This window comes from Halomonas jincaotanensis, assembly GCF_018448785.1.
GTDB classification, from domain to species: domain Bacteria; phylum Pseudomonadota; class Gammaproteobacteria; order Pseudomonadales; family Halomonadaceae; genus Halomonas; species Halomonas jincaotanensis.
Genome location: NZ_JAHCLU010000001.1, coordinates 265,043 through 276,412, shown reverse-complemented (window position 1 = coordinate 276,412; position 11,370 = coordinate 265,043). Strand labels below are relative to the sequence as shown.

Annotated in this window: 12 protein-coding genes and 1 pseudogene; 3 read left to right on the top strand and 10 right to left on the bottom strand. The window is 64.0% G+C overall.

Going from position 1 to position 11,370, the window contains the following annotated elements:
* Window positions 1-155: 155 nt before the first annotated feature.
* From KG088_RS01325 to KG088_RS01295, 7 genes and pseudogenes are all read right to left on the bottom strand, one after another.
* Window positions 156-1,028, bottom strand: coding sequence for a DMT family transporter (locus KG088_RS01325; RefSeq protein ID WP_213823680.1), 873 nt, complete (start codon window positions 1,026-1,028; stop codon window positions 156-158).
* A gap of 37 nt (window positions 1,029-1,065) precedes the next feature.
* A complete protein-coding gene (locus KG088_RS01320) occupies window positions 1,066-1,569 on the bottom strand; it encodes a GNAT family N-acetyltransferase (RefSeq protein ID WP_213823679.1) in 504 nt (167 codons plus the stop codon).
* A gap of 284 nt (window positions 1,570-1,853) precedes the next feature.
* Window positions 1,854-2,465 carry a class I SAM-dependent methyltransferase gene (locus tag KG088_RS01315; RefSeq protein ID WP_213823678.1) on the bottom strand — a complete coding sequence of 204 codons (612 nt, stop codon included), beginning with the start codon at window positions 2,463-2,465 and terminating at the stop codon, window positions 1,854-1,856.
* A gap of 86 nt (window positions 2,466-2,551) precedes the next feature.
* A pseudogene (locus KG088_RS19985) lies at window positions 2,552-2,734 on the bottom strand (hypothetical protein); the annotation flags it as partial.
* Window positions 2,735-2,935: 201 nt separating this feature from the next.
* A complete protein-coding gene (locus KG088_RS01305) occupies window positions 2,936-3,715 on the bottom strand; it encodes a DUF2182 domain-containing protein (protein ID WP_213823677.1) in 780 nt (259 codons plus the stop codon).
* Complete coding sequence (locus KG088_RS01300; protein WP_213823676.1) at window positions 3,712-4,341, bottom strand: DUF1326 domain-containing protein; 630 nt, start codon at window positions 4,339-4,341, stop codon at window positions 3,712-3,714. The genes KG088_RS01305 and KG088_RS01300 overlap by 4 nt, the downstream gene beginning before the upstream one ends.
* Before the next feature lie 46 nt (window positions 4,342-4,387).
* Window positions 4,388-4,756: a truncated hemoglobin gene (locus KG088_RS01295; protein WP_213823675.1), complete on the bottom strand. Its 369-nt coding sequence runs from the start codon at window positions 4,754-4,756 to the stop codon at window positions 4,388-4,390.
* A gap of 104 nt (window positions 4,757-4,860) precedes the next feature.
* On the opposite strand from KG088_RS01295, the gene KG088_RS01290 reads away from it, so the two are divergent.
* On the top strand, window positions 4,861-6,906 hold the full coding sequence (locus tag KG088_RS01290) for a hypothetical protein (RefSeq protein WP_213823674.1): 2,046 nt from the start codon (window positions 4,861-4,863) through the stop codon (window positions 6,904-6,906).
* Window positions 6,907-6,952: 46 nt separating this feature from the next.
* Here the strand turns inward: KG088_RS01290 and KG088_RS01285 are convergent, their stop codons facing one another.
* The 3 genes from KG088_RS01285 to KG088_RS01275 form a co-directional block, all read right to left on the bottom strand.
* Window positions 6,953-9,217, bottom strand: a complete 2,265-nt coding sequence (locus KG088_RS01285) for an OsmC domain/YcaO domain-containing protein (RefSeq protein ID WP_213823673.1) — start codon at window positions 9,215-9,217, stop codon at window positions 6,953-6,955.
* Window positions 9,218-9,443: 226 nt separating this feature from the next.
* Window positions 9,444-9,908 carry a cupin domain-containing protein gene (locus KG088_RS01280; RefSeq protein ID WP_213823672.1) on the bottom strand — a complete coding sequence of 155 codons (465 nt, stop codon included), beginning with the start codon at window positions 9,906-9,908 and terminating at the stop codon, window positions 9,444-9,446.
* Window positions 9,909-10,180: 272 nt separating this feature from the next.
* Window positions 10,181-10,762, bottom strand: coding sequence for an acyloxyacyl hydrolase (locus KG088_RS01275; RefSeq protein ID WP_213823671.1), 582 nt, complete (start codon window positions 10,760-10,762; stop codon window positions 10,181-10,183).
* A 184-nt stretch (window positions 10,763-10,946) separates the two neighbouring features.
* Between KG088_RS01275 and KG088_RS01270 the strand changes: the two genes are divergently transcribed.
* On the top strand, window positions 10,947-11,249 hold the full coding sequence (locus KG088_RS01270; RefSeq protein WP_319941363.1) for a DCC1-like thiol-disulfide oxidoreductase family protein: 303 nt from the start codon (window positions 10,947-10,949) through the stop codon (window positions 11,247-11,249).
* A complete protein-coding gene (locus tag KG088_RS19810; RefSeq protein ID WP_264759021.1) occupies window positions 11,234-11,368 on the top strand; it encodes a hypothetical protein in 135 nt (44 codons plus the stop codon). Before KG088_RS01270 ends, KG088_RS19810 begins: the two co-directional genes overlap by 16 nt.
* The last annotated feature ends 2 nt before the right edge of the window (window positions 11,369-11,370 follow it).

Sequence of the window (11,370 nt, the reverse complement as noted above, 5' to 3'; positions counted from 1 at the left end):
GGCCTATGCAGAAGGCATTGGGAACCCCATTAGCCGTCAAGTTCAAGTCAAGAATTCAACGACGAAGTCGTCAAGCCGGGAGGCGGCTTTCGACTCGATAGAAACAAGCTATGAGAGCAGCCACTTAGGCCAGTGTCAGCTCTTCATCAGGAGGCTTATCGAGTGCTCGAGGAGACGCTCAGCACCGTCACCGTGACCAGAATCAGGGCCATGCCGACGAGCTGGATCGCGACCAGGCTTTCATCGAGCACCACGACCCCGAACAGCGACGCCGTGACCGGCTCGACCATGGCGACAATGGACGCCACGGCCGGCGCGGTATAGTTCAGCCCGATGATGTAGAGAATGAACGACATGCCTGCACCCATGACCCCCAACACGACGAACAGTGGCCAGCTCGGCGTGCTCAACACCGCCAGGGTCTGTTCGCCATCGCCCAATGAGAACAGGATGAGGGCGAGTGCCGAAAACGCGATGACGAGAATCGCCTGGGGGCTTCCGTGCGGCGCCGCATACTTGAAGCCGAAAATGAACACCGCATAGGATAGCCCGGAAAGCAGCCCGGCGGCGACACCCATCGGCGTAACGCCGCCGGGCTGGACGTCGTAAATGCGCGTCAGCAGCACGATACCCACCATGACCATGGCGATCGCGGCCCACTTGAGCAGCGTGGGTCTCTCAAGCTTGAGGGCGAAGGAAACGAGATAGACGAACACCGGGGCGCAGTACATCAGCGTCGCCGCCACCGCGACACTGCCCTCGGAGATGCTCACGAAATAGAAGGCGAAATTGCCGGCCACGCCGAGACCGGCCACTACCGACCAGAACCATAATGGGCGACTGGCCAGACCGCTGCCGTGTGGCCGCAACGCGAGCCAGGCGAGCACGAACACTAGCCCGATCGCACCGCGGTAGAACGACACCACGATCGGGTTCCAGCCGTCGGCCATGAGTATTCCGCCGATACCGCCTGACAGTCCCCAACATAGCGCCGCCAATACGACGAACGCTGTACTCAATTTTGCCATGTGACCTCCTTCTGACCCCGCATGAACTTCGGCTCGATCAGCGGGCGATGGCGATAGTGTGGGAAGGAATCCTGACATCGCATTGCATGATGGTCACCGCCTCGCCGTGGTAATCGCGCTGCTCGATGTCGCGCCACCCCAGCCGCCGGTAAAGTGGCTGCTGGTCCGGCGTGTAGAGGTAGAGGCGGTGATGACCGTGCGCCTGCGCTTCTTGCTCCACATGCTGAATCAACCGCGAAGCAATACCCCGGCCACGCCACCCGAGCCGGATGAAGACAGAGGCCAGCCAGGGCGTAAGGTCAAGCCGGTCGCTCATGTCGTCGGCCACCAGGCTGGCCGTGCCCACCGGGGTATCGCCATGCAGGGCAGCGAACACCGACGGCACGCCTCCCGCACCACATTCGTCGCGCAGTATGGCAATGGCGGAGCCCAGGCTTCTGCCGGGATGCAGATGCCCCCAGGTGTCGTGAGCCCACTCGGCCAGAATGGGCACATGGGGCGAGTCGCCGTCGAGACGCGCGATGCGAATCCTTTCTTCCATCTGGGAAGCTCCCTTATCTGGTTTTCCGCTTATGGTTCTCCGAGATTGCCGCTTTTTTTCGATCGGCGGCTTTACCGCCTGCTCGAGGACAGCATCCTCGCGAATCACCCAAGCATCGGGCATCCCAGTCGTTCAAAAGTGGGCAATGGCGCTGGAAACAACGTAACGGCACCTCAAAAATGACAAGGCCCCGAACCGGATAACAGATTCGGGGCCCTTGGCGTCATAAAAACAGCGGCCAATTTTCGATCCCGCTAAGGAAACGCTTTCATGCTCTCGCGACTTTAGCTCGCGCTAATCGGTTTAGCCACGGCAAGACACGACGCTCGACCTCCATGATGCGACATGAAGGTGAACTCCTCCAATTCCAGGCCGGCAGCACGAATCTGGACTTTAAAGGCGTCCTCGTAGGTCACTTGGCCGAAATCGACACTCGTCACCCGTTTCAGTGCGGGTTTAAGGATCTCCATCCAACGGGCGGGACGCTTCTCGATGGTTTGCGTGAAGAAAATATGCCCGCCTGGGCGCAAAAGCCCGCAACAATGCCGCAGCGCCTGCTCAGGCTCAGGCATGAGCATGAAGCTTGCCGAAAAATACACGACATCATAAGGCCCGCCCCGGTGATCGTAGACGGACTCGAGACGAAACTCGGCAAGGTCGGCCAACAGAGAATTCCGAAGCCTTCGCCGGGCGCGCTCCATGTAGTCGGCGTCGATATCGATGCCCGTCACGTGCAGACGCTTTCGCTTCACCAGCTCGGCATTGGCCAACAGCGCGCTTGCCGGTCCAATACCGACATCCAGCACGGCGGCACCCTCGGGTACACGCTTCAGCACCTCGGCGTACCACCGGGAAGTGAGTCTAAGAATAAGAATGTCGTATATGAAGCTGCGCATCACGGCTCCTGTTGTGACTATGCAGTAGCTGCAGACCTGGCGGCACGCGCCGCGTGCAGGTTGCGCGCCACGGTGTTGTTGTATTACAGGAAAATATCGACCCGCTCCAGGGTTTCTTCATGCTGTTGAAGCGCCAGGTTTATCAGAAGCTTCAGCTCGAGGATGGTGAGCTGCCCCCACTCGGTGTTCTCGTCGAACTCGATGCCGATCAGGGTGATGATGTCCTGGTGGTCGTCGATCCGGCTCTCTTACAGGCGCTCCAAAAGATCGATCACGGCATTGTATCGTCGGCCTCCCGCCTGGGCGAGCCAGCCCTCGCGACAGGCTGATCGGCGGCACCGGCGTGGCCGCCCTGCAGATAAGGCCGTGGCGCCACCTCCCGAGGGCGACATCGTGGTGGTGATCATCGGCGGAAAATGGGTGCAGAGGAGCAGGAGACGTTTCTGTAGGCGCCCGCCTAGCATCGCGGTTCAATGCGTCGGCACCAGGCTCGGCAGCCATGCCGGCCCCACCATCACCACTCCCCCAAGCAGGATCAGCGCCACCCCTGCGATGCGCGCGATGCGCTCGCCATGGTGACCCACCTTCTCGTAGAGCATCAGTGCGGCCAGCGGTGCCATCCAGGCCAGGTTGGCGATCCCGACCAGGAACATCACCTGCATCAGCGCCCAGCAACAGCCGACACAGAACGCCCCGTGACGAGCCCCCAGGGCAAGGCCACCGAGCATGCCCCGCCGATAGTGGTTCAACAGGAAGGCGCGCGGCTGGCGACACTTGTCCAGGCAGCGCTTTTTGAGCGAGGAAAACTGGAAGGCGCCGGCGAGCAGGAGCACGGCCCCGGCCATCCACTCGGGACGCAGCATCCCGCCGTGCACTGCCGCCCGGTCCAGCAGGGCATCGCCGACCACCGCCACGATACCGAACGCGGTCCAGACCACCAGGTAGCCGCCGAGGAAGCCGAGCCGGGCCAGCCCCGGATGGCGCTGCCCGGCGGAGGCCTGATGGAACAGGCCGATCAAGGGCAGCGTCGAGGGCAGCATCATGGCGGCGATGTGAACCTGCCAGGCCACCAGGAAGAGGACCAGGCTGGCCCAGACGGCGAGGCCATCGACCGTCAACTGGTGATGATGCACCCACCGCACCCCGCCGGTCAGTTCGGAACCGATAGCCAGCCCCCAGGCCACGGCGATGAGCAGAGTCAACCCGGGAGCGCTCCGCCAGGCGAAGCGCTCCGCCACCATGGAAGTCATGGCTGGTGCTCCATCCGCCAGGCAGTCTGGATAGCATTGTGCCCATCGTAGGACCAGCTCATGCCATGTTGCGGCAGGTTGACCCGGTAGCGACGCGACTTGCCGAGATAGGCGGGTTCCCCCTTTACGGTCGTGAAGGCGCTGTCGTGAAGCGTGGCCGTGGTGCCGTCCGGGGAGGACTGGATCGGGGCGAACTCCGCCTCGAACATCCCCTCGGCCTGCAAGCGCCCCTCGGCCTGCCGCCCGTCGTGCACGATGGGGACCCGTTCGACGGCCACCAGCTCGCCCACCAGGCTCGCCAGGTCGGCCAGCGGCCCGCCTAGCTTGCCGCCGAATGCATCCAGCAGGACGGCGTGCTGTTCGTCGCTGGCCCGGCTATCGACCAGCAGCACCGAGCGCCAACCCCCGGCCAGGGCATTACCGGGAATATGGGCGACGTTGATAATGTTCAGGCCGGACACGTCAACACCACGCGCCTGACCTCGCTCCAGATTGAAGGCGATCACACCGAAGCATTCGTTGCCGTCCGGGTCCTCACCGATAAAGCAGGGACAGGAAACGGCACAGGAGCAGATCTCCAGCATGGTGCCTTCGAGACGATAGCTTGTTTCCACTGCAGTATTCATCTGTCATTTCCCCCAGCGTCGTGATGTGTGTTAGCACGCTTTCTGTCTATCGATGAATGATCTCCTCCTTGAGCGAATAGGCAACGCCCAGAACTTCGTTGCAGACCGGCTGCGGATATTCCATTTCCTTCATGGCCTGCATGATGTCGTCGACCACGGCGACGAATTCGGCCGCGCTGACGTTCATCCCGGTGTGCGTCTCGATCATCGAGCGCCCCGTGTACTCCACCGGGCCGCCGGCGCCGGCCGCGAGGAACTCCTTGACCTTCTCGCGGGCGTGGTCAATTGCCTCTGCGTCGAGGGCTCGGTACCTTGGTCCGGCGACGTCATTCTGGAGGTGGAGGTCGACAATGCGATTGACGAGCTTGTCGATACCGGCGCGGCCACCGAGGCTCTCATAAAGTATGTCCCTCATGGCATATGCTCCTCTTTTCGGATGGTTTCTCGTCAGGTGTACTGGGCACCTACCCTAAAGAGCGTGACAATCCTTGTGACAACCGGAACAAGGAGGGCCAAGCGATGACGGGAACGGAGCTATCGCCAGTTCACGTCGCCCTCGACAGCGGCAACTTCGTCCGGGCCCAGGAGCTGCTCGCCGAGCTGTCCGCGCCACCCTCGGCCGAGCTGCTGGAGCTGCGCGCCCAGGCGGCGTATGGGGCCGGCGATCTGGAAGGCACACTGGCCGCGTATGGCGACCTTTATCACCTTCACCTGGAAGACCACCGTACCCACGAGGCGGCATTCGCCGCAGTCATGGTGGGCATGTACCTGATGATGGACACGGGCCTGATGGCCACCGTGCGTGCCTGGCTGTCGCGGGCGGAACGCCTGGTGGAGGACGCGCCCGAGAGCCCGGTCTGGGCGTGGCTCGCTGCGGTGCGGACCTACGAGCGCCTGATGTGTGGAGATATGCCGGGCACGAAGCAGTGGGCCCAACGGGCCGTGGACGGAGGGAAAAGGCACGAACTGGCACCGCCTTCGATCATCGGCCAGGTGGCTCTGGCCAGGGTCCGTATCAATGACGGCGAGCTCGATGCAGGGCTGAGCGCACTGGACGATGTAGCCGTGGAGCTGAGCTCGGGCAACCTCGACCCCCTCACCACCGGGCAGATGTGGTGCGAGCTCATCTGCGCGATGCAGTGGATCGGCCAGCACGACCGAGCCGAAGAATGGACCGAAGCCATGGAGCGCTGGCGCCAGGGAGCCGCGTTCGGAGGCCTCCACGGTCGCTGCCGAGTGCACCAGGCGGAAATCATGCGCCTGCGCGGGCCTTGCGACGCCGCCGAACAGGAAGCCTTGCTGGCCTGCGAAGAGCTACGCCCGTGGATGCGGCGGGAGTTCGGCTGGCCGTTGACCGAGCTCGGCAACGCGCGGCTGCGCAAGGGCGATTTCGCGGGCGCCGAAGATGCGTTCCTGGCGGCGCACCAGAATGCCTGGCTCCCTCAGCCGGGGCTGGCGTTGTTGCGGCTGGCCCAGGGACGCGTCGATGACGCCTTCTCGATGATCGATAGCGCCCTCGAGTTCCCGTTCGAGGTCCCGTCGAAGGAGCGCCCGCCTACAGGGGGCCTGAGACGCGCGCCCCTGCGCGAGGCCCAGGTGGTGATCGCGCTGGCGGCCGGAGACGATAACGCGGCGCGAGAAGCCGCGGCCGACCTCGCGGAGATCGCCCGGAAGTATCAGAGTCGCACGTTGCACAACTCGGCGCTCGCCGCGAAGGGGCGCCTGGCGCTGCACGACGGGCTGGGAAGCGAAGCGATCCGGCTGCTGAGCGAGGCCGTCATGGAATGGATCTCGCTGCGAATGCCGTTCGAGGCGGCGACTCTGCGCGTCGAGCTCGCCGCGGCACACCGCATGGCAGGCGACGACAGATCGGCCGAGTTGGAGCTCGACGCCGCCTGTCGAGCGTTCGAGGCGCTCAATGCAGGGCTCTGGGCGGACATGGCGCGTGAACAGGTGCCGGCGACACCCTCGTGGCAAGCAGCGAGCCCCGAGCGTTGCGTCTTCTGCCGCGAGGGGGATATGCGAACGGTCACCTTCGGCGGCACCACTGTCTACTTGAAGGACCTCAAGGGCATGCGCTACCTGGAACGCTTGCTGACGGCGCCCGGCCGGGAGTTCCATGTCCTCGACCTGGTATCGGTGGAGCGCGGGGCACTCACCATCGGCGGGCCTGCGGAGGATCTCGGCGTCGCTACCCAGTGCGGACTAGAGGTGTTCGACTCGAAGGCGCGCGAGGCCTATCGGCAGCAGCTCGCCGAGACGGAGGAGGACATCGCGGAGGCCGAGGCGAACAACGACCTGCACCGCGCAGAGCTGGCGCGTGCCGATCGCCAGTTTCTCATCGACGAACTGCGCCGCGGCGTCGGCCTGAACGGTCGGGCCCGAACCGTCGGGGGTGGCGTGGAGCGCGCACGCACCAGCACGACCCGTTCGCTGCGCTACGCCCTGGACCGGATCGCTCGGCACCATTCGAGCCTCGGCGAGCACCTGGCACGGACGATACGCACCGGCACCTATTTCGCCTACGAGCCGGATCCCCGCGCACCGGTGAACTGGACGACCTGACCGCTCTCACGCATGCCGTGTACCGGCGAGCTAACGCTGAGCGCGGTTAGCCCGGCAACCCTTCGGGTCGGGTCACCCGCGTCCCACCGGCAGCGTCATGCCGCTTGGCGCGGTGGGCGTGGAGCTTCTGGTAGCTCTCGATCAAGCGTTGGTGCCTGTCCAGCCCCTCCAGCGCCATGCTGGTCGGGGTCAGGCCATGGAAGCGCACGCTGCCGTTCACCGAGCCCGCCACCGCTTCCATGGTCGCCTGGCCGAACATTCGCCTGAGGTTGACCAGATAGTCGCCCAGTGCCAATTCGTCATCGAGCGTGATTTCCAGTACCGCGCTCACCGCGCGATAGAAGAGGTTGCGGTCCACGGTGTTGTCGTTGTACTGCAGGAAGATGTCGACCCGCTCCAGTGCCTCCTCGTGCTGGTGAAGCGCCAGGTTGATCAGCAGCTTCAGCTCGAGGATGGTGAGCTGCCCCCACTCGGTGTTCTCGTCGAACTCGACGCCGATCAGGCTGATGATATCCATGTGGTCGTCGATCTGGCTCTCTTCCAGGCGCTCCAGCAGATCGACCAACTGACCTTGATTCAGGGCGTGAAGATTCAGGATATCTTCGCGATAGTCGAGGGCCATGTTGGTGTTGTCCCAGATCAAATCCTCGACCGGGTACACTTCGGAATAGCCGGGCACCAGGATGCGACACACCGGTGCGCCCAGATCCTCATGGACAGCCACATACACCTCCTTGCCCATCTCCTCGAGGATGCCGAACAGTGTCGCTGCCTCTTGTTCGTTGCTGCAGGCGCCGCTGCCCGAGAAATCCCACTCGCAGAACTCGAGTTCGGAACGGGCGCTGAAGAAGCGCCAGGACACCAGCCCCGAGGAGTCGATGAAGTGCTCGACGAAGTTATTGGGTTCGGTGACGGCAAGCGTGTTGAAGGTCGGCGGCGGGAAATCGTTGAGCCCCTCAAAGCTGCGGCCCTGCAACAGCTCGGTGAGGCTGCGCTCCAGTGCCACCTCGAAGCTCGGGTGCGCGCCGAAGGAGGCGAAGACGCCGCCGGTCTTCGGGTTCATCAGGGTGACGCACATCACCGGGAACTGCCCGCCCAGCGACGCATCCTTGACCAGGATCGGAAAGCCCTGGGCCTCGAGCGCCTCGATGCCCTCGACGATGGCGGGATAGCGTGCCAGCACCTCCTTAGGCACGTCCGGCAGCGCGATTTCCTCCTCGATGATCTGCTTCTTCACCGCCCGCTCGAAGATCTCCGACAGGCACTGCACCTGGGCTTCATGCAGCGTATTCCCCGCGCTCATGCCGTTGCTGAGGTAGAGGTTCTCGATCAGGTTCGACGGGAAATACACCACCTCCCCGTCCGACCGGCGCACGAAGGGCAGCGAGACGATGCCGCGGGCTGCCTTGCCGGAATTGGTATCGATCAAATTCGAGCCGGCAAGCTCGCCCTCGGGATCAAAGATCGCCCGGCAGTGATCGTCGAGGATCCCCGCCGGCAGTTCATCGTTCGGCCCCGGCTGGAACCACTCCTCGTTCGGGTAGTGAACGAAGGCCCTATTGGCGATCTCTTCGCCGAAGAACTGGTCGTTGTAGAAGAAGTTGCAGCTCAAGCGCTCGATGAACTCGCCCAGCGCCGAGCACAGCGCACTCTCCTTGGTGGCGCCCTTGCCGTTGGTGAAGCACATCGGCGAGACGGCGTCGCGGATGTGCAGCGACCACACGTGGGGGACGATATTGCGCCAGGAGGCGATCTCGATCTTCATGCCCAGGTCCGCCAGGATGCCCGTCATGTTGGCGATGGTCTGCTCCAGCGGCAGGTCCTTGCCCTCGATCCAAGTGCCCTTCTCGTCATTCGCTTCGCCCTGCGGCGAGCCCAGCACTTTACCCTGCAACAGCGCCTGGGCGTCCTCGTCGATGTTTTCTACCGTCTCGATCTGGAACTCGGGCCCGGTCTGCACCACCTTCTTCACTGTGCAGCGGTCGATGGAGCGCAGGATGCCCTGGCGATCCTTGTCGGAGAGATCTGCCGGCAGTTCCACCTGGATCTTGAAGATCTGGTTGTAGCGGTTCTCCGGATCGACGATGTTGTTCTGCGACAGCCGGATGTTTTCCGTCGGGATGTCGCGGGCGTTGCAGTACACCTTGACGAAGTACGCCGCGCACATCGCCGAGGACGCCAGGAAGTAGTCGAACGGGCCGGGGGCCGAGCCGTCGCCCTTGTAGCGGATGGGCTGGTCCGAGATGACGGTGAAGTCGTCGAACTTGGCCTCCAGCCGGAGGTTGTCGAGATAGTTGACCTTGATTTCCATGGACGGGGCACCGGACGTGGGAGCTTCGGCGAAGCGAAGGAGGAAAACCCGCCATTATCCAGCTTTTTCCGGTCTTCGTCTTGGGGAGGTGGTCAAAAATTCGCCCGTCTCGCAAGCGGGACCGGCGCTGTCGTGCCGGGGGACGGGAGAGGACCTCCGCTTGATGCTTGCCGCCAACGCGCCCTATTTGCGCGACGGGCGATGGCCCGGCGCCTCTCTTCCTCTCCTACGCCCGCGCTCCGACGCCCTCGGGGCCATGCACGGTGACGCCATGCTGGGTCAGCACGTCGAGGAGTCTCGGCACATCCGGCGGGCCGGGGGGAATCCGCTCGTCCACGGCACGAAACACCTCCACGGCACGGCCCCGCTGGGTGATCTCGAGCATCTCGCCGCCGCCCTCCGCGAAGTGGAAGGCATGCACCGTGCCGGCGAGCACGTGGACCAGCGTGCCCACCTCACAGTGTGTCGACTGGTCGCCCGCCGAGAAGTGCACCGCCCCCTTGAGCACGTAGAAGCTTTCGTCCCAGTCGTGATAGTGGGGTGGCGGCCCCATCCCCTCGAAGCCCCGCTGCAGGGTGATTTCCCGGCCGTTGGCCTCGTGCTTCGACGTCAGCACGGAGATGTCCACACCGACGACCGAGAGAGGGGGCGCGTAGTCACCCGGGCTGATGATCATGACATGCTGGTTCATGGTGGCTGACTCGCTGTTGTGCTGTCGGCATCCGACGAATAGGGACGCTCCCTGATGCCTTGTCCTGCCCCGGCGGCCGCGGGCTAAAGAAGGCAGCCTCGCCTTGAATGCGGGCGTCTGCTGCCACGCCGGCCGCTCGGTGGGGATCGCAGCATCGACGGGTCCGCCGGGCGACCTGCCTCGATGAGAATAGTCCGCCACTTGCCGCCGTGCCTCGCTCACAGGGGCCCCGAGTGTCGGTGGGATCGCCCCTTCGGAAAACAGCTACCCCGTTATTCGAATCGATAGCGGAACTCGATCATGTGGAAATCAGCCCCGGTCGTGTCAGGCCCATTAACGCCGGCATCGGAATAGTGCAGAAACCGATAGCCGAGCCCCAGCTGTCGATAGAAAGGCCCCCCGATGCCCAGGGTCAGGGCGAACTGGAAGGGGCCACCAAAATCCTGCGTGCCGAAGCGATGCCGACTGAACAGGGCGCCACCCGCGCCCAGGTCCAGGAGGAAGCGCCCATCTTCGCTCCCGAGCGTCAACTCCGGGATGACCGACACGACGAGCGCGTTTTCCCCCACTCCCCGCAACAAGCCGGCACTTGCCATCAACCGGGTGCCTACCCCCCGGCCTGACGTGGAGTAGTTCTCCCAGGGCAGCGCGACGTTGGCCGACAGGTCGTACTCCTCGAAATCCTCCGGCGCCTCATCCCCGAGCAAGGTCTTCTCCGAGAGTCGGGCACGCAGGCTGAGACTCTGCAGTTCAAGGTCATCGGCGAAACTCGGGGAGGAAGCGAGCAGGCAAGCGAGGGCGATCAGTAACAGCCTGAAAGACACTGAATGGGGAGGCATTCCGATCACTGACATCGTAGGTTCACCCGAAGGAAAGACGTCCCGGTCAGGCTCATGTTAGCGGCAGGAAGCGAGCGCGGCGAGCCGATTACTCTCGGGAACGGCAGCCGCCTCAGCCGCCCACGGGTCACGCGCCGGTGGTTTCCCGGCACGCGGGGCGGGCGTAGGCTGGAGGGCATCCGCCAAGAGGAGGCACGCTGTGTCACGATCGAACGATTCACCGGCGCCCGACGAGGTCCGCCCCCGTCTGCGGCTGGTCTACGACGGCGACTGCCCCATGTGTCGGCGCTATGTACGCTGGCAGCGCGTTCGCCGCGACGTCGGCGAGCTCGAGCTGATCGACGGGCGCCAGGACAGCGAGGCACGCCGCGAGCTCAGCGCCCGGGGTATCGACCTTGACGAGGGCTTCGCCCTGCAGGTCGGCGATCGCTGGTATCACGGCAGCGACGCCCTGCATCGCCTACTCTACTGGGCACGCGAAGCTGCATGTTCAACCGGCTGATGTATCGCCTGTTCGCCAGCCCCCGGCGCGCTGCCCGCCTGTATCCTGGGCTCAACGCCTGTCGCAATATCCTTCTGCGCCTGTGTCGCATTCCGCCCATCGACAACCTGCGCCGCTGAGC

Bases quoted from the DNA above. Each gene is read 5' to 3' on its own strand.
- KG088_RS01325 (WP_213823680.1), bottom strand. From the start codon at position 1,028: ATGGCAAAATTGAGTACAGCGTTCGTCGTATTGGCGGCGCTATGTTGG.
- KG088_RS01320 (WP_213823679.1), bottom strand. From the start codon at position 1,569: ATGGAAGAAAGGATTCGCATCGCGCGTCTCGACGGCGACTCGCCCCAT.
- KG088_RS01315 (WP_213823678.1), bottom strand. From the start codon at position 2,465: ATGCGCAGCTTCATATACGACATTCTTATTCTTAGACTCACTTCCCGG.
- KG088_RS01305 (WP_213823677.1), bottom strand. From the start codon at position 3,715: ATGACTTCCATGGTGGCGGAGCGCTTCGCCTGGCGGAGCGCTCCCGGG.
- KG088_RS01300 (WP_213823676.1), bottom strand. From the start codon at position 4,341: ATGAATACTGCAGTGGAAACAAGCTATCGTCTCGAAGGCACCATGCTG.
- KG088_RS01295 (WP_213823675.1), bottom strand. From the start codon at position 4,756: ATGAGGGACATACTTTATGAGAGCCTCGGTGGCCGCGCCGGTATCGAC.
- KG088_RS01290 (WP_213823674.1), top strand. From the start codon at position 4,861: ATGACGGGAACGGAGCTATCGCCAGTTCACGTCGCCCTCGACAGCGGC.
- KG088_RS01285 (WP_213823673.1), bottom strand. From the start codon at position 9,217: ATGGAAATCAAGGTCAACTATCTCGACAACCTCCGGCTGGAGGCCAAG.
- KG088_RS01280 (WP_213823672.1), bottom strand. From the start codon at position 9,908: ATGAACCAGCATGTCATGATCATCAGCCCGGGTGACTACGCGCCCCCT.
- KG088_RS01275 (WP_213823671.1), bottom strand. From the start codon at position 10,762: ATGTCAGTGATCGGAATGCCTCCCCATTCAGTGTCTTTCAGGCTGTTA.
- KG088_RS19810 (WP_264759021.1), top strand. From the start codon at position 11,234: ATGTTCAACCGGCTGATGTATCGCCTGTTCGCCAGCCCCCGGCGCGCT.